The organism is Nocardia sp. NPDC051981 (assembly GCF_040680715.1).
GTDB lineage: Bacteria > Actinomycetota > Actinomycetes > Mycobacteriales > Mycobacteriaceae > Nocardia.
On sequence record NZ_JBFAXK010000053.1, the window covers coordinates 1 to 17,616 of the forward strand.

The 17,616-nt window shown below is 66.7% G+C and carries 17 protein-coding genes; 10 read left to right on the plus strand and 7 right to left on the minus strand.

What is annotated here, in order from left to right; translation table 11 throughout:
- Together AB0L60_RS41820 and AB0L60_RS41825 are read left to right on the plus strand one after the other, a co-directional pair.
- Nucleotides 1–771, plus strand: a 771-nt coding sequence (locus tag AB0L60_RS41820) for a hypothetical protein (protein ID WP_364626311.1), incomplete at its 5' end; no start/stop codon positions are given.
- Complete coding sequence (locus AB0L60_RS41825) at nt 768–1,736, plus strand: phage Gp37/Gp68 family protein (protein ID WP_364626313.1); 969 nt, start codon at nt 768–770, stop codon at nt 1,734–1,736. The genes AB0L60_RS41820 and AB0L60_RS41825, both read left to right, overlap by 4 nt.
- Before the next feature lie 710 nt (nt 1,737–2,446).
- On the opposite strand, the gene AB0L60_RS41830 is transcribed toward AB0L60_RS41825, so the two are convergent.
- The 6 genes from AB0L60_RS41830 to AB0L60_RS41855 form a co-directional block, all read right to left on the minus strand.
- On the minus strand, nt 2,447–3,094 hold the full coding sequence (locus AB0L60_RS41830; protein ID WP_364626316.1) for a hypothetical protein: 648 nt from the start codon (nt 3,092–3,094) through the stop codon (nt 2,447–2,449).
- A 328-nt stretch (nt 3,095–3,422) separates the two neighbouring features.
- Nucleotides 3,423–3,680, minus strand: coding sequence for a trypsin-like serine protease (locus AB0L60_RS41835; protein ID WP_364626357.1), 258 nt, complete (start codon nt 3,678–3,680; stop codon nt 3,423–3,425).
- 24 nt (nt 3,681–3,704) lie between these two features.
- Complete coding sequence (locus AB0L60_RS41840; protein ID WP_364626319.1) at nt 3,705–4,025, minus strand: hypothetical protein; 321 nt, start codon at nt 4,023–4,025, stop codon at nt 3,705–3,707.
- Between the two features lie 388 nt (nt 4,026–4,413).
- A complete protein-coding gene (locus tag AB0L60_RS41845) occupies nt 4,414–4,719 on the minus strand; it encodes a hypothetical protein (RefSeq protein WP_364626322.1) in 306 nt (101 codons plus the stop codon).
- A 405-nt stretch (nt 4,720–5,124) separates the two neighbouring features.
- Complete coding sequence (locus AB0L60_RS41850; RefSeq protein ID WP_364626325.1) at nt 5,125–5,565, minus strand: hypothetical protein; 441 nt, start codon at nt 5,563–5,565, stop codon at nt 5,125–5,127.
- A gap of 628 nt (nt 5,566–6,193) precedes the next feature.
- On the minus strand, nt 6,194–6,448 hold the full coding sequence (locus tag AB0L60_RS41855; protein WP_364626328.1) for a hypothetical protein: 255 nt from the start codon (nt 6,446–6,448) through the stop codon (nt 6,194–6,196).
- 367 nt (nt 6,449–6,815) lie between these two features.
- Here AB0L60_RS41855 and AB0L60_RS41860 point away from each other — a divergent pair, with 367 nt between their 5' ends.
- The 8 genes from AB0L60_RS41860 to AB0L60_RS41895 all read left to right on the plus strand — a co-directional run bounded on the left by AB0L60_RS41860 (nt 6,816) and on the right by AB0L60_RS41895 (nt 15,788).
- Entirely contained in the window at nt 6,816–8,372 is a 1,557-nt protein-coding gene (locus tag AB0L60_RS41860; RefSeq protein ID WP_364626330.1) for an MFS transporter, read from the plus strand.
- Nucleotides 8,369–9,847 carry an FGGY-family carbohydrate kinase gene (locus tag AB0L60_RS41865; protein WP_364626333.1) on the plus strand — a complete coding sequence of 493 codons (1,479 nt, stop codon included), beginning with the start codon at nt 8,369–8,371 and terminating at the stop codon, nt 9,845–9,847. Before AB0L60_RS41860 ends, AB0L60_RS41865 begins: the two co-directional genes overlap by 4 nt.
- Nucleotides 9,848–9,903: 56 nt before the next feature.
- Nucleotides 9,904–11,574, plus strand: a complete 1,671-nt coding sequence (locus AB0L60_RS41870) for a glycerol-3-phosphate dehydrogenase/oxidase (RefSeq protein ID WP_364626336.1) — start codon at nt 9,904–9,906, stop codon at nt 11,572–11,574.
- Complete coding sequence (locus AB0L60_RS41875) at nt 11,571–13,133, plus strand: FAD-binding oxidoreductase (RefSeq protein ID WP_364626339.1); 1,563 nt, start codon at nt 11,571–11,573, stop codon at nt 13,131–13,133. The genes AB0L60_RS41870 and AB0L60_RS41875 overlap by 4 nt, the downstream gene beginning before the upstream one ends.
- 42 nt (nt 13,134–13,175) lie before the next feature.
- The gene (locus tag AB0L60_RS41880; RefSeq protein ID WP_364626342.1) at nt 13,176–13,769 is read left to right on the plus strand and encodes a glycerol-3-phosphate responsive antiterminator; all 594 of its coding nucleotides are present in this window, start codon (nt 13,176–13,178) and stop codon (nt 13,767–13,769) included.
- Nucleotides 13,766–14,059, plus strand: a complete 294-nt coding sequence (locus tag AB0L60_RS41885; protein ID WP_364626345.1) for an antibiotic biosynthesis monooxygenase family protein — start codon at nt 13,766–13,768, stop codon at nt 14,057–14,059. The genes AB0L60_RS41880 and AB0L60_RS41885 overlap by 4 nt, the downstream gene beginning before the upstream one ends.
- A gap of 246 nt (nt 14,060–14,305) precedes the next feature.
- Nucleotides 14,306–15,418, plus strand: coding sequence for an IS630 family transposase (locus AB0L60_RS41890; protein ID WP_364626348.1), 1,113 nt, complete (start codon nt 14,306–14,308; stop codon nt 15,416–15,418).
- Nucleotides 15,419–15,488: 70 nt separating this feature from the next.
- A complete protein-coding gene (locus tag AB0L60_RS41895; protein ID WP_364626351.1) occupies nt 15,489–15,788 on the plus strand; it encodes a helix-turn-helix domain-containing protein in 300 nt (99 codons plus the stop codon).
- Between the two features lie 605 nt (nt 15,789–16,393).
- On the opposite strand, the gene AB0L60_RS41900 is transcribed toward AB0L60_RS41895, so the two are convergent.
- Nucleotides 16,394–17,512: an FAD-dependent monooxygenase gene (locus AB0L60_RS41900; RefSeq protein WP_364626354.1), complete on the minus strand. Its 1,119-nt coding sequence runs from the start codon at nt 17,510–17,512 to the stop codon at nt 16,394–16,396.
- Nucleotides 17,513–17,616 lie beyond the last annotated feature (104 nt).

The window sequence follows — 17,616 nt, forward strand, 5'->3', positions numbered from 1 at the left end:
GCGACTTCGGCGACTTCTTCTGTGCCACAAACAACTCCGTTCAGTTCCCCAAATTCTACTTTGGGGGCACTGTCCGAAGATCTTCAGGCACCTCATGGGGTGTTGTTGGGTTTGTCAGGTGCTGCGCAGCCGAATTCGTCGGGTCGCGTCGAGATGTCGATCGACGATGAACTGAGCGGTCGTGCCGACGATGGGTGGCGCGCCGGACCAGAACAGGCCGGACCAGAGGCCATCGAATGCGACGAAGTATTCGCGGTTGATGGGGAAGACGTCAGTGATCTCGGCGGTGACCTCGGAGCCGATGGGGTGGCGGTTCTTGGCGGAGAACCATTCGGACTCGCTCATGGCCGGGAAGCTCGTTGTGCTCGATCGGAAGGTGGGATCGAGAGGCCAGAGGCGAACCTGACCGCGATTGTGCTGGAGGACCTCGAATTCGGTCACCGCGCCGACGGTCGGCCATTGGTCGGAGGAAAGCGGCAGATTCAGGGCATCGACGAATCCGGTTGGTGGATGGCCCAAGTCGACGAACAGCCCGATGGCGCCAGGTCGCGGAATCAGCGTGACCGCTCCGATCACATGGTCGCCAATCGGATAAAGGCTGTGAGCGGCGGTAAGTTCTTCTTCGAGTTGGGGGTCAGGTTCGATCATCGCCGGACTATTTCAACGATCGCTTCTGCCGGTTGTCAACGGTCAGGACTTGGCGAGAAGGCCATCGTGACCATCGTTCGCGGCGCATTCGTGGACTCTGCGACCGCAGGGGCTGCGGCATGAGCGCCTCAAGTATCGAGTGGACGGAGGTGACCTGGAATCCGATCACCGGCTGTGATCGGATCAGCGTCGGCTGCGACAACTGCTATGCGCTGAAGATGGCGAAGCGCCTCAAAGCGATGGGTGCCGCGAAATACCAGACCGACGGTGATCTTCGAACTTCTGGCTCTGGGTTCGGTGTGGCCGTGCATGCCGACGTGATGACCGAGCCGTTGCGGTGGCGGACACCACGAAAAGTGTTCGTGAACAGCATGTCCGACATCGCCCATGCCCGCGTCAGCGACACCGACATCGCCCGAATCTTCGCGGTCATGGCGGTCGCGCACCAGCAGCAATTCCAGGTGCTGACCAAGCGTCCCCGGCGCTTGGCGAAGCTGTTGGCGCGCGCGGATTTCCGTGAGTTGATGGCGCAATCGATGCTGTTCGACGACGGGAATGGCGGAGACGACGTCTTCGACTGGCTTGCCGTCAACGCGACATGGCCCTTGCCGAACGTGTGGCTGGGAACGTCGATCGAGAGCGACGAATACTGTTGGCGCGCTGACGAACTGCGTCGGACTCCGGCGGCGGTCCGATTCTTGTCGTGTGAGCCACTACTCGGACCACTGCCCAGCCTTGAGCTGACCGATATCGACTGGGTCATCGTCGGCGGCGAGTCGGGGCCGGGGTTCCGGCCGCTGAATCTGGACTGGGCGCGCGGCATCCGCGACCTCTGCGGGGCTCATTCGGTCGCCTTGTTTTTCAAGCGTCGGTGTGGGACGTTCATAGCGAACGCTCTGCTACGTGCTCGGGAGATCGTTTGCGGCGCAATATCATTGGATGGGGGGACTAGGACGCCATCAACGCTCGCAACGACACCAGGGCGCGGGCCACGGGCTGGCCCGGTCGTCCCAGGGCTTTCAACGCTGCTCACTGGCACGGCGGGGACGATCTGTACGTGGATCCGAACCATCTCATCGAAACGATGATGGACTCGATGCTCACGACGAAGCCGGACGCCGGCCACGCGTAGCCCTGCTGTTCACCGATTGGGTCAGGACGACAGGGTCGACTCCGAACACGGCACCGATCTTGGACATCTCCTCCAGGGGTGTGCAATCTCTAGCGCGGCCCAGGTCAGTCAATGACGTTAGCGATGGCGGGATCGGACCCATGTGCGCGACATCGGGATCGACAAGTGGCGTAGCCCGGCCCAGGATTTGCCGGCCGACTCCGAATACGCGACGGACCTGCAGGTTCAGATTCATGCTTACCTCGTGTAAGGCGGCATTGCACCTGTATGGCTCTGATGCAGAGCGGCTGGCGCTCCCGGGCACCATTGCCGCGCTCTCCGGCCAGACCTGGACGACAATCGGATGCGCCGATGGCAGGGGCTGACCTGTCTCGCCATGTCATCCGTCCACAAGGTGAAGTGGTGGATGTAGACGCACACTGAACGGGCCGATGACACCCATTGATCTGCACCCAGCAACCAGGACACCATGACACCTACCAGTGACCACACGGAATCGAATAGCGCAGACTTCGAATACCTGCCCCTCACCGGTAGTAGATCGGTTGCCCCGGTGCGGATTCCGGGCCTGCGGGGTGAGCAGGCGCGGGAGTGGCGGCAGTTCGTGTGCTGGGCGGCGGCCGCGGAGCTGCCCGCGCTGCCCGCCACCGCCGACACCGTGCCGGCCTACCTCGCCGAGAACCGGCCACCCCGGCCACCCAGCGCGGCCGCGTCAGCGCCCTCAACGCCGCCCACAAGGCCAAGCGATTGCCGATTCCGGGTGCCGCCGAAGCGGTGCGCCGTGCGCTCAATCCCGGACGCGCGCAACGCCTGTCGGGCCTGCGTACGCACGCGGACGCGCTCATCGCGCGGCTGCCGGTCACGGGCTGGCCCGACGCGTTGACCGGCCGCCGCGACGCGGTCATCCTGCTGCTGGCTACCGAAGGGCTGTCCTGGCACCAGATCGCGGCCCTGAGCCAGGCCGAGATCACCCTCACCGAGCAGGCCGTCACCGTGGGTGCGCAACCGCTGCTGGTCCTGCCCGCCACCGGCACCGCGGCCTGCCCGGTGCGGGTGTTCTCCCGCTGGGCCACCATCGCCACCCACGCACCCGCCGCCACCGGCCACATCGCCCTCGAGCGACTCCTCACCGAGATCGGCGAGGCCGCCGCACGCACGGAGGACGCAGAGGCGGAAGTGTATGTGCCGCAGCAGTTCCCCGGCCGGTACGCGGCGCAGCCGCTGCTGTGCGGGTTCGACGAGCGCGGCCTGGCGCACGGCTACATCGACGAAACTCGAGCCACTGGCGCCCGATGCCGTCGCCGAGATCGCCACCGGCCACTTGCTGGCCCCGCCCGTGCCAGGCGCGGGCCCGGACCTCTACACCGACTGGTACGAGCGCGGGATAGCCGCCAGGTGGCGAATGAAGGCGGTCAACGACGAACTCGACGACCTGCTCGACCGCATCGATGCCATAGCCGCGCACGCCGACGCTATCACCACCCGCGACCACATCGAATGACCCGTCATACGAATCTGCTGGGCCGGAGCGGCAGGTGGGCCAGGAGGCGGAGATGCGTTGGGACAGACGCCGCCGCCCGGCCCCGATCGATCGGGGCCAGTCCGGTCGGTGTTGGCAGGCTCGTGGGACTGGCGTGATTCCTCAGCGGGCTGGGGTCTGCCAGGTTTCGATGTTGAGCAAGGCACCGAATCCCAAGTCGGCGAGGGCCTTCTGAATCTGCGGGGTCGGAACGTCGGCATAGAACGGGGAGGTGGCGATGGGCGCGGGTGAGTCTTCATCACGCTCGGCGGTGGAATCGTCGCTGGTCTCGAAGGATTGGGTGACGATGCCGATGACCCGCCCGTCCTGCGCGACGATGGGGCCGCCGCTGTTGCCTGGCCGTGCGGTTGCCGAGAACAGGCTCGTCGTCGACCTTCATGTCGTTCACGACGTGCTGGTTGGTGAGTACGTGCCGCGGGTCGAGCAGCAAGCCGGTGCCGTAGCGCCGTCGCCGGTGACGGGGATCTTTCCGGTGATCGCGATGGTGGCCGCGCCGATCGCGCGAATGATCAACTCCGGGCCCAGTGCGTCGGGCAGCCAGACAACGCCGCCTGCTTGCGCAGCAGTGCCGTCGGCGTGGACCGTGCGGTAGTGCGGATACTCCGACAGCGCGCCCGGATCGCCGACCATGTACGCCGTGCGTTCGAGCACGGCGGCGAGCGCAGTGATCTGAAAGGCCTCCTCGTCGAGCCCTTCGCTGGACACGGCGCACGGGGTCCAGTTGACCGGAAGCTGGCGTTAGTGAGGTTTTGCGGCCGAAATGCTTTGCTGTGGAGGTCATCTCTGGATTGGTGGCGACCTCCGACGTGAGCGTCCCGAGGTCCCAGAAAGCAAACCGACCGCTCTACCTGCGAAAAGATGCGTTCGGCGGGCGGAAGGCTGTCGGTGGTGTGTGAGAGCATCCGGTACTTGGTTCAGGAAATCATTGCCTAAAAGTCCGCCGACACAAAGGAATTCAACACCATGGGATACATCTACGCCTAATCAGTTCTGGGAGTGAGCCCATCGGGCAAACTCCTGGTGGTAGCCAATCGTCGGGTGAGCACGTTGTGCCCTGGGCGTTGAGTCCTGACGATCAGGTCGGCCGCCATGGTCACCGGCCGACGTACCAACATTCGTAGTTGCGCAGCGACGACATGAGCTGGCGCCATTCCACGACAGGATGGGGCGCGCTGGCAATCGGCGCACGAGGAGCGTGAGCACCTGTGACGACGACACTTTCGAATGAATGCCAGCATTCCTGGCGTCCGCAGTTCGCGCAGATGTTCGGGTTGAAGCTGCGCCCGCGCTCACGCCGTTTTCCCAGTAGCGTCGCGGCGTCGGGTCGGCCGGCTGCCGTCAGCACGCTGCGCGCGATGTGCACGGGAAGTTCTTGGTCGGTCGCGATCGCTTCGACCATGCCGTCTCGTCCGAGCGCACGCGCTTCAACTGCCCACACCCACTGTTGCTCGCTTCCGCACCTGTCACAGATGTGCGGAAAGCCCATGACATCGATGAACAGTGTTGCTTTCCCCATAGACCGAGACCGCCATGCGGTCCCGCCACATCGGTTGCGATCGGCTCGAGCCTGAACGCGATCACGCCGAAAGGCTGGTGGCGCAGCGGCTCTGAGCAAGGCGGAATCAGGGTGCGGCGGGCATAGGCCCGGAGGCAACTCGTTGAGATCGCTTCGGTCTATCCGGGCATGTTCACGCACTGGAAACACGGTGCATTGCACGTCGATGCCGCCGCCGGAGCAGGGTCTCCAGCGCACGCAGATGGTCGAGATCCTGCTACTGGAGCGCCCACCGCGCGAGCCTCCGGATCAGCCCGCGGAACCCGAAGGCGCGGGTACGGCGTCGGGCCCGGTCTCGGCGTGCAGGTATTCGACGCCGACCGGGAAGGTCTGCTCCCGGGTGTCGGGATCCTCGACCCGCCTGTGGTGCCAGCCGTCTTTGTCCATGGTCGACTCGGTGTGGTATCCGCCCGGCTTGTTGTAGCTCGGGCAGTCGGTTTTCACCCGCTCGGTTAGACCGCGGCCGATGCGGCTGCGGGTCTCGTGGACGCCGCCGCCGATCGAGCAGGTCACCCGCGCGGTCACGTAATACACGTCGTCGGTGCTGTTGTGGCAGTAGAAGTCGTCCCCGCACGTAAGCCCCGGGGCCACGTCCCTGACGTTCCAAGCGCTGGCCTGCGGGGCGAGCACCCCGAGTCCGGCCGAGATCAGGGCGGCGACGCCCAGGCCGACCGTCATCCGTTGCGCCATGCGTATGTCAACTCTCCTTCATCAGCCGGACCCGACACCCACTGTAGCGGCGCATAATTCACGAAGGCAGCCCCCGATTTTCAGGGGCGGTCTTCGAGTGATTTCGCGCGAACTCAGGTGTCGAGCTCGGGGACAGGCAGGCCATCGCTGTTTCTTCCCCTGCCGGCAGGAGGCGGCTGGTCAGGGCAGTTCGTCGATGGTGACGCGGAGGTCGAGGCTCTGCGCTGTCAGGTACGGGCCCCGACACCAGCAACGCCGCGGTCATGGCAAATTGTGCGAGCGCGGACCGGCCGCCAATGACGAAGCGCTGAAGCGGTTTTCGGGCACCGGGCCAGGGATTCCGAGGTGCGCCATGACAGCAACCCCCACGCGAACCACGCAGTGACAGACCCGCTCACCGGCCGGGAAAACGACATACGAACACACCCACCATCACCCCCCGGTTCCGATGATGACGTGCCAGTGGTGCACTGGCCCGAGCCGAGTCGGCTCGAATCGTAGTGGCACGCCGTCATGCACCCCGGCGCCGAACCACCCACACCCACCTGACCAGCACCGGCCCGACCGGCACGGACAGTACGACCAGGGGTGCTGGATTCCGGAGCATCACGATGATACGACCGCTCGGTCAAGCTGCCCGCCTCCCGACCACGAGGACGAAGCCGATGCCGATGCCGGCGACCGCACCGATCGCGGTGCCGACCAGTGTGCCCGGCCGCTCCTGCGTGGTTTCCGGCGGTCCCATGCAATGGCCCGCCGCCGAACCAGTAGTGATCAGCGAGAAAACGGCCATCAAGTAGCCAAGCCACCCTGTTGTGGGCGCAACGACCAGCACAATGGTGCCCGCTTCGACTGGGGCCCACTCCGGGGTGGTCAAACTCAACCGCGGCGATCACCCTAGCCACCCGCACCGTCGGCGACGCCGCGTGAATGCCTCGCGGCGGCCTTTCACCGCGCCACCTGCCAGCATCCGAGCACCTACCGCCCGGGTGCCTGGTCCTGGTCCCCGTTGTAGCCGCTGTCCGTGTCGAGGAGGACGGTGAACATCGTCGTCGACCGATAGCGATCCAGATCCCAGTCCAGCGCCGGGAACAGCAACTCGCGAAGCCGACAATCAGCGCCGCGCTGGCCTCGCCGCGCGGGTAGTCCCAGTTGCTGATGGTTGGTGAGGCCGCCGTTGCCGTGGGCCGATTATGGCCGAAAACCTCGATCCAGGGTACTCCGCCCCCGGATCCGGGGATTCCCTTGACGTGTTCTGGATCTCAGGCTTAGCCTTTGTATTCCAGACAGGCATAGACGAAGAGCCACTGTCAGCGGTCTTCGTCGTGTCTGTTTTTTGTGTCGGATCGCTGACAGCCAGCGCAGAAAGTTGGCGGTCCATGAGTTCATCGACGGTCGCAACGCCGCGATCGATTTCGAGCATGTCGCAGGTAACCGCGCTGATCAACAGCCTGCCGAAGTTACCGCGCAAGGCGAATCTGCTGTGGTACCTGGCGCTGGGCGGGCTGTTCCTGGACGCCTATTCGAACGCCGCGCTCGGGGCGGGACTGTCGCCGATGACCAAGGAGCTGACGCTGAGCGCAGCCCAGGTCGGCGTGCTCACCGCGACAGCTCCCGCTGTCGCCATCGTGTTCAATCCGGCGGGCGGCTGGCTGGCCGCCCGGATCGGCCGCGTCAAACCGCTGATCGCCGCGAAGGCCGTCGCGGCGCTGGGTGCGGTGCTGACCGCTACCGCCGGCAGTTTCGATGCGGTCTGGCTGGGGCGCGGGCTGGTCGGGGTCGCCTACGGCGTCGACTTCGCGGTGGCGATGGCCCTGCTCGCCGAGTACACCCCGGCGAAGATGCAGGGGCGGCTGAACCTGTGGCAGTCCGTCTGGTACGTGGCCACCACGGTGAATTTGGCGCTGACACTTGCCTTTTACCAACTCGGCGTGACGCTGGAGATCTGGCGGTGGTCGGTCGGTTCGGCCGGGGTCTTCGCGATCGCGTTGCTGATCCTGCAGAGCGTCTTCCTGGCGGAGAGCCCGTCGTGGCTCGCGGCCAAGGGACGACTGCCCGAGGCGGTTCACAGCCTGCGCCGGATCTACGGTTTCCAGGTAACGGCGGGAACCACCGACCAGGGCAGTCCGATCCGGGAGCCGAAGATCGGTTTCCGGCAGGCGGGCGTGCTGTTCCGGCAGCCCTATCTGCCGCGTACCTTCCTGTCCACGGCGATCTCGCTGACCCAGTCCATGCAGTACTTCGCGGTCGGCTGGTACCTGCCGGTGATCAGCCTGGCGATCTTCGGGGAGAAGTTCGAGCGGGCCACGTTCGGGTCAATGATCTTCAATGCCGCGGGGATCATCGGCGGTGCGCTGTCGGCGTACTTCGGCCGCAAGATCGGGTTGCGGGTCAGCTCCGCGATCGGCTACGGCTTCACGTTCTCCATCCTGCTGGTGATGGGGCTCGGGTTCGGCAAGCTACCGATCACCGTCGGGTTCCTGCTGCCGTTGCTGTTCATCTTCTTCCACTCGGCGGGGCCGGGTGCGAACGGCAAGTCGATCGCGGCGTTGTCCTACCGCAGTGACATCCGGACCCTCGGCACCGGCGTGACCGGGATGCTGGGCAGCTTCGGCAGCGTCATCGGGTTGTACGTTTTCCCGCAGATCAAGGAGGCGATGGGGCTCGGACCCACGATCGCACTGCTCGCGGTGGTGCCGTTGCTCGGCCTGGTCTGCTGCCTGCTCGTACGCTGGGACCCGACGCGCAGCGGCATCGATCCCGACGACGAGCCGATCGACCTGCGGTTCGCCGGGAGCGCGGCATGATGCGGCGCGGGATCCTGGCCGTCGACGAGGGTTCCACTGGGACACGGGCTGCCATCGTCGGCGAGGACGGCAGCTGCGGGCCGTCATTCTATGCCGCCGTCGATGTCGTACACCCCGAGCCGTCCCGGGTCGAGCAGGATGCGGAGCAACTGTTGCAGCGCACGGTCGGTGTGGCGGGTCGGGCGGTGGCCTGGGCGCGGGACAACGGCGTCGAGATCGCTGGTATGTCGATATGCACCCAGCGGGCGACCGCGATTCTGTGGGACCGCGTGACCGGGCGCCCGCTGGCCCCGGCCGTGGTATGGCAGGACAGCCGATACGCCGCCGAACTGGCACAGCTGGCTCCGCAGTGGGATCCGATCCTGTGGCCGAGCACCGGCCGCCCGGTCGGCACCCGCGCCCCGTTCCTCTGGGCCGCCCGGCGGCTCGAAGAGCTCGACATCCCCACCGATCGTGTGCTTTTCGGATCGGTGGACACCTGGCTGGTGTGGCACCTCAGCGGCCGCGCACGGTACGCCATCTCGGCGACCAACGCCGTCGCGTTCGGCGGATACCGGCTGCGCGAGCACGCCTGGGACCCGAAATGGCTGGCGCAGTTGGGTTTTCCCGCAGAACTGGCGCCGCCGCCACTCGACGACGACGGCGATTTCGGCCACACCGACCCGGATCTGCTCGGCATCCGCGTGCCGATCGCGGCGGTCATGGGCGACCAGCACGCGTCGCTGATCGCCCTCGGCGCGCTCACGCCGGGGCAGGGCACCTGCGTGCACGGAACCGGCACATTCGTGGGTGCCCTCGCCGGCGACGAGCCGCCGGCGCGTCTCGGCGAGCTGGACGGTGTGCTGTGCCTGGTCGGCTGGCGCAGCGCGGGACACAGCCGGTTCAGCCTCGAGGCCTACAGTTCGACCACGGGGTCCGCGCTGCGGTGGCTGACCGAGGATCTGGGTCTGTTCGCCTCCGCAGCCGAGATCAGCGCGCTGGCCGCGACCGTGCCGAGCAGCGACCGCACCTGGTTCGTGCCCACGCTGGCCGGGCTCCGCACACCGGTACAACGCCCCGGCGCGCGCGGGCTGCTGGTCGGGTTGAGCCTGGCCACCACGCGAGAAATGTTGGCCCGCACGGTGATCGACGGTATCGCGCACGCGGTGAGCGATACCGTCGACGCCCTGCGGACGACCATGAACCGGCCGATGACCCGGCTGCGGGTGGGCGGCGGGCTGGCCGCGAGCGATGCGTTGCTTCAGAGCCAGGCTGACTTCACCGCAATCCCCATCGAACGGGTGGCGGATTCGGCGACCGCCAGCCTGCGCGGCGCCGCCTACCTCGCCGGTACCCGGCTGGGCATCTGGCCCTCGCTGGCTCATGCCGTCGCCGACCAGGAGCCGGGCCAGGTGTTCGAACCCAGCTTGGCCGAGGCCGATCGCCGGGAACTGCGGGCGCGCTGGCAGGACGTGCTCGCGCTCTCGTTGTCCTGAAAGAAGTTTCGGGTCCGGTCACGCCTGGGCCCTGTCCGGAATGGAGAGACCAACTCATGTTCACACTGCCGTCGAGACGGCCGAACGCCGTCGCCGCGCGGGCGACCCCGGGTGCACAACTGCGGCTGGACCGCCGCGCCGCGCTGACCGGACTCGACACCGGCACATTCGACATGCTGGTGATCGGCGGCGGCGTCACCGGCGCCTACACCGCCCTGGACGCCGCCTCCCGCGGCCTTTCGGTGGCCCTGGTGGAGCGCGACGACTTCGCGTCCGGGACATCGTCGAAATCGTCGAAGATGGTGCACGGCGGGTTGCGCTACATCGAACAGGGCAATCTCGACCTGGTCCGGCATTCGTTGCTGGAGCGCCAGCGATTCCGGCGCAACGCCCCACATCTGGTGCAGCGCTTGCCTTTTCTGTTCCCGATCCTGGCCAAAGACGGGGTGTTCGATGCCCGGATCGCGCGTGCCTTCGAGAGTCTGCTGTGGACCTACGATCTCGCGGGCGGTTGGCGGATCGGCAAGCTGCACCAGCGGCTGACCGTCAACGAGGTGCTGGCCCACGCGCCGACGTTGCGCTCGGAAAACCTCGAGGGCGGGCTGATGTACTACGACAGCCGCGCCGACGACGCCCGGCTGACGCTGGCGATCGTGCGCAGCGCGGCCCGGCTCGGCGCTGCGGTCGTCAACGGCGCGGAGGTGACCGGCCTGCGCACCGCAGGCGGGCGGGTCACCGGTGCGACGGTCGAGGCCAATGGCGAGCGGATCGATGTCCGCGCCCGGGTCGTGGTCAACGCGACCGGGGTGTGGACCGACCGGGTGGACGGCATGGCCGACCCGGGACACCAGCCGCAGGTGCGCCCGGCCAAGGGTGTGCACATCGTGTTGCCGTGGTCGAAGATCCGCAACGACTGCACGGTCACCGTGCCCATTCCGGGCCGCGCGCGGCGGGCGACCTGCACCCGCTGGGGCGATGCCGTCGTGGTCGGCACCACCGACACCGACTACCACGGCTCGGCCGACGACGTGCACTGCACCCGCGAGGAGATGGAGTTCCTGCTCGAAGGCGCCACCATCGCCTTCGACACCAAGCTGGACGCCGGCGACGTACTGGGCAGCTACGCGGGCCTGCGCCCGCTGGTGGGCGGCAAGGAGGGCGCGACGCTGGACATGCGGCGCGACCACCACATCACCGTCACCGCAGGCATGGTCACCGTGACCGGCGGCAAACTCACCACCAGCCGGCATATGGGCGAGCTGGTGGTGGACAAGGCACTCGGGCTGCTGGACCGCAAAGCCCGCTGCCGCACCAAGAACCTGCCGCTGCTGGGCGGCGCCGGCTACGACGCGGAGGCGACCGCCGCGACCGGCGGTATCGCCGCGCATCTCGGGGGACGCTACGGCACCGAGGCGCGGTTCGTGAGCGCGCTCATCGACGAGGACCCGGCGCTGGGCGAGCCGCTCATCCCGGGACAGCCGCACATCAAGGCCGAGGTGGTGTTCGCGGCTCGGTCGGAGCTGGCGCGATCGGTGGACGACGTGCTGTCGCGGCGGACGCGGCTGCGCTTGTTCGCCCGGGACGCCTCGGTCGAGGCCGCACCGCTGGTGGGCGAGCTGCTCGGCGCCGAACTCGGCCTCGCCCCGGACGTGGTGGCGGCGCAAGTGGAGGAATACCGGGCGGACGTCGCCCGGGAGAAGTCGATTCTGTTGGGAGACAACGCATGATCAGCCGTCAGACCATCACCCACCCGTTCAACCGCGGCAACTACATCGTCGGTGCTCCGACGCCTCCGCGCTGGGGCGCCCGCACGCCCCCGGGCCGGGGCGAGGCGTCGCTGCAGGCGTCAGTCGTGGCCGTGCCCGCGGGCTTGACCGAGGCATTGCGCGTGGCGGCGGACGCCGTGTACACCGATCGCGACGAGGTCGTGCTGCGTACACGCGACTGGTGGGCTGGATCGATGATCGGTGAGACCGCGGGGAACCCGGCGACGCCGGACGCGGTGATCGTCGAGGTGAGCACAGTGGAACAGATCCAGGCCGCGGTGCGGCTGTGTAGCGAGTACGGGGTGCCGCTGACCGTGTCCGCCGGGCGCAGCAACGTCACCGGTGCCGCGTTGCCGGTGCACGGCGGCGTCGTGCTGGATGTCTGCCGCCTCGACAAGATCGTGTCCTTCGACGCCGAGTCGCAGCTCGTCGAAGTGCAGGCGGGCATGTTCGGCGACGTGTTCGAGACCGAACTGCAGCAGACCCACGGCGCCACCACCGGGCACTGGCCGTCCGCGTTCGCGATGTCCACGGTGGGCGGTTGGGTGGCCTGCCGCGGCGCGGGCCAGCTCTCCACCCGCTACGGCAAGATCGAAGACATGGTCGTCGGCCTCGACGTCGTACTCGCCGACGGCACGCTGGCCCGGTTCGGCGACTACCCGCGTGCGGCCACCGGCCCTGACCTGCGGCACTTGTTCGTCGGGTCGGAGGGCACGCTCGGCGTGATCACCTCCGTGCGGCTGCGCACGCACCCGCTGCCGACGTATGCGAAGGCGATTGCATACGGGTTCGAGACGTTCGCCGACGGGCTGGATGCCTGCCGCCGCATCATGCAGCGCGGCGCGACCCCGGCGGCTATGCGGCTCTACGACAAGCTGGAGAGCAGCACCCACTTCGGGTATCCGGACACCAACCTGCTGCTGATCGCGGACGAGGGCGATCCGGTGCTGGTCGACGCCATGATCCGGGTCAGCGCCGAGGAATGCGCGGCGACCGGATCCGAGCTGGACGGTCAGTCCATTTTCCAACGCTGGCTGGACGAGCGGATGCTGGTCGGCAAGTCGGCAGACGGCTTCACTCCGGGGCCCGGCTTCGTCGCCGACACGCTGGAGATGGCCGGTTCGTGGGCTGCGCTGCCCGCCATCTACGACGAGGTCGTGGCCGCGATCGAAGCCGTGCCCGGCACCCTCGCGGCGTCTGCGCATCAATCGCATGCCTACACCGACGGAGCATGCCTGTACTTCTCGCTGCGCGGCGACGTCGAACCGGACAAGCGGCGACACTGGTACCGCTCGGTGTGGGACGCGTCGAACGCCGTGCTCGTGCGCCACGGCGCCGCACTCAGCCACCACCACGGCTCGGGCCTGCTGCGCGGGCCGTACCTGCCGGAGGCGCTCGGCACCGGCTTCGGCACCTTCGTCGACGTCAAACGGGCGCTGGACCCGAACGGGCTGTTCAACCCCGGCAAACTCGGCCTGCCGAGCACGCTGGGGCCCAGCCCACTCGACGCGGCGAGCTGACCGGCCGCCGGTGTTGTCGGGCACTGTGAAACCGTGCAGGCTATGAACGAGAGGATCACGGCGGCGTTCGAGGACGTCCCGGTATGTGCTTCGGTGGTCGGTTCCGCCCGGGTACCGGAGTTCGTGCAGGCGCAGTCCCGTGTTGGGATCCTGGCGTCCGTCCCGGTCGGGCAGCTGCCGAAGATCGTGTCGCTGCTGGCCGGGCTGGACAAGCTGGTGTTCGTCAACATCGACTCCTGCCCCGGCCTGGCCACCGATCGCGGCGGCGTGGACTTCCTGCAGGAAATCGGGGCGGCCGGGGTGGTCAGCACCCGGGTCGCCCCGATCGAACGGGCACGGGCGCTGTCGATGCTGACCATGCACAAGGTGTTCGTCACCGATCGGTCGAACCTGAACCGCAGCCTGGAAGCGGTCAAGCGCAGCGGCCCCGACCTGGTCGAGCTGATGCCGGCGCCGATCATCCCGTGGATGTCCGCGACGGCACGGGAAGTCATGTCACCGTTCGTGGCGGCCGGTTTCGTCACCGACCGCGACGGAGTGGCGCACTCACTGGCTATGGGCGCGCTGGCCGCCGCGTCCTCCGATTCGGGGCTGTGGTCGCTGACCCGGTCCCGCCTACGACATGGAGAGAAATGAGTTTCGTTGTGGTGGCCCGGTATCTGACCCCGAATCGGAACCGGGTGGTCGAACTGCTCGGGCCGATGGCCGAGGCGTCACGGCGCGAACCCGGCTGCCGTGGCTATACGGTTCATACGGGAATCGAGGAGAATGTCGTGGTAATCGTCGAGGAGTACGACACCGAACAGGACTTCACCGACCATTGCGCGTCGGAGCACTTCCAGCGAATCGTGCTCGGCCAGGTCGTACCACTACTGACCGAGCGACAGGTCACCCGCTGCGTCCCGACCGGCGCGCAGAAGCGGTAATGCGCGCCGGATTTCGTTGCTCCGAGACCGTCGAGCTGCGCTGCACCCGAGCGGGGATATGGCCAAGGAAGTTCGACATCAGTCGGGAGACCAGTCGATTGGATACCGGCCGATCCCCTGCACACTCCGGAGTTCACCTCCTTCTACAGGCGAACCATAACCATGCCAGCTAGTGCCGCGTCCAAGAATGTTGATGCTGAAACCCAGGCTCGGGGTGGCGGGTTGATCATCGGCGTGTGACCGGCGATGCTGCCGGTGGAGGTGGTGCCGGTGGCTCGGAAGCCGGATGTGTTCGTCAGAGCGGTAACGCCAGAGGAGGGCCGCAAGCTGGCCCAGATCGCCCGGCGTAGCAAGCAGCCGGTGCGTATGCGCCGTGCGGTGGTGGTGATGGCCTCGGCGCAGCATCAGCCCGTCGGGTTCATCGCGAAGCTGATGCAGGTATCGGAATCGTATGTGCGGCAAGTGATCCACGACTTCAACGAGAAGGGCTTCGACGCTCTGGACCCAAAATGGAGCGGGGGCCGGCCGGCGAAGACCGATCAAGCGACGCGTGATCGGATCTGCCAAATCGCCCGGTGCTGCCCCCGTGATCTGGGCTGGCCGTTCTCGACATGGAGTCTGTCGAAACTCGCGGATGTATTGCGGGCCAACGAGATCGCCGATATCAGCCGCGAAACACTGCGGCGAATCCTGAAAGCCGGCGGGGTGTCGTGGCAGGCCACCAAAACATGGAAGGCCAGCAACGATCCCGAGTTCACCGAGAAGATGAACCGGGTGCTCGACCTCTATGACCATCCGCCCGACGACGGGCGCGTGGTCTGTGTCGACGAGTTCGGGCCGCTGAATCTGCAGCCACGCGCTGGCCGCGGCTGGTTCACTCGCCGGCGGCCGAAACGATTGCGGGCGACCTACAACCGGACCCACGGTGTGCGGCACATGTTCGGCGCCCTGGACCTGCGCAGCGGCCAGTTGTACTACCGGATCCGCGACCGCAAACGCTGGACCGAGTTCCTGGCGTTCCTCAAAACGCTGCGAGCTCGCTGGCCCGGCGAGAAGTTGTACCTGATCCTGGATAACTACTCGGTCCACAAGCGCCGTGAAGTGCGGGAATGGTGTGCCGCCAATGGAGTGGAGCTGGTGTTCCTGCCGACCTACTCGTCCTGGTTGAACAGAATCGAGTGCGAGTTCGCCGCCCTGCGCTACTTCGCGTTGAACGGCACCGATCACCGCAGCCACAACGAGCAGGACACGGTGATCGGTGACTACATCCGCTGGCGCAACCAGCATGCTGGACCGGTCCGCGACTTCGCCGTCGGCTCCAAAATCCGGCGGCTTGATTACCTACCGAACGTTGCGTGACACGGCACTAGCACCGACACCCTGGCGCAGTGTCACCGTGTCGGATAGCGATGAACCGGCTCCGGAGAATATGGATCTGGGCACGGTGTTCGCCGCATTGGCGGACCGCCATCGTCGCCGCGTGGTGCTGGCCGCGCCCGATGGAACCGAACGGCACTGCAGCTCGTTCGGTCTGCCGGTATCGAAAGCCACGCTCACGCACCACTTTCGAGTACTCCGCCAGGCGGGCCTCATCCGTCAGGTGAACCGCGGCAACAGCAACATGGCGCAACTGCGGCGGACCGAGCTGCAGCAGCGGTTTCCGGCGTTGATCGACCTTCTCAGTACCGAGATTCACATCTCCCCGGTGTCAGGCGATCGCAGCACGTGATCGCCCCTGCTCGGCCGAGGCCGAGACGCTGTCCAGCACGAAGTTCCTGCCCACTCCCCAATTCCGGGCCCAGGGCCGGGTCGTAGCCGAATGGCTGGACAACACCGCCCTGGTCATGAGGCAATTCGGCGACGACGACGCGGCGACCTGGATCGTCGGACGTGATCAAGCCGGGCCGGAGTACACGGTCCTGTACTCCGACTCACGCGGATCCTCTCGCGTCTATCGGATGACCTTCACCGACGGCGCCCAGCACATGTGGCGCACCACAACACAATTCACCCAGCGCTTCCGAGCCTGCGTCAGCGCAGACGGCGATACCATCACCGGCGAATCGGAGGGCTCCCGCGACGACGGAACCGCGTGGGCCGGGGGATTTGACTTGTTTGGAGGCACCATCGGGTGTCACGGTCGTCTGTAGGTGCAGGTGACCAGCACGGCGAGTGCCTAGGGGAGCCTGGCTCGAACTTGCAGCGTGGCTCATCGCGGTACTCCTTGGCTTTTCGTCTTGCGAGCGGCACCGGGCCGGACGGGATCGGCCATCAGGCCTGGTGCGCTCGGCCGGCCTAAGCTGCCGCCGGCCCTGCCGCGTGCTTGGCGTTGGCTTAAGAGGTCACCGATGGGTCGCGCGGTGCCCATTGCCGTGTGACTGCCTCCATCAGTGAGGTGACGTCAGAGCCTGCCCAACATACGTATCCATCGGGCCGCACCAGGACAGCGTCCGCGTCCAGGTCTCGCTGTGTCACTACGAAGTCGATGTGATCAGACCACTGCGCGACGGATGCGCGCAGAGTGTCCCGGGCGGCCAGCAGGACGGCGCGCCCGTCTGTCTGCTCGAGGCCGGCCAGACGTCGCCCGAGGAGAGGGTGCGGGCTCGCGGGCATCGGGTAGCAGATATCGAGCCCGGACATCATGCCGGCAACGAGCATGTTTGCCTCCGGCAGCTCCAGCAACTGTTCGACGATCGCGCGAAGGGCCAGATTCTCTTCATCGGGTACGAGCAGTACGCCTTGGGCGCGGGTATTCGCCAGCACTCGTGCGGCTACAGGATGACGCTCGGCCTGGTACGAATCGAGTAAGCCGTCCGCAGCTCGGCCCTTGATCTCGGCGGCGAGCTTCCACCCTAGGTTGAAGGCGTCCTGCACGCCGAGGTTCAGACCTTGCCCGCCCATCGGTGAGTGGATGTGGGCGGCATCCCCGGCCAGCAGGACGCGACCGTGACGATAGGTCGAGACCTGCCGTGAGGCGTCTGTGAAGCGAGAGCCCCAGCGGATTGCCTTCGCTGTCACCTCTGGGCCGAAGGACGCGGTTAGTGCCCTGTTCACCTCGTCGATGGTGATCGGTGCGTCCTGGGCGAGCTCGCTCTGCTCGGGGCCGTAGAAGAGAAAGCGGTGTGTGTTCCCCCCTATCGGGGCCAGATAGCCTTTGCCCGATTGGCGGGGAGACATTTCCGGTATCGACCATTCGGTCGGTGCTGGTCCGGTCAGCGTGAGATCCGCGACTGCCATGCGCAATCGTCCTGCCAGCCCGGGGAACTCGATTCCGAGCAGCTCGCGTACTGTGCTGCGTCCGCCGTCGCAGCCGACAAGGTAACGGCTGCGCAGTCGTCGCGACCCTGCCGTTGCGACCACGCTGTTCTCGTTCTGCGCGATTTTGGTCAGTTCGTGACCACGCAAGATGGTGGCACCCAGCTCTACCGCCCTGGTCTCCAAGATGGCCTCCACGCGGGGCTGAGAGCCTGGTGACAAAGGGTTAAATGGTGGCCAGGGTTGGCCCGTAGAGGGCCGGCCCGAGCTTTCTGATATGGCCTTGATGTGACCACTGCGAC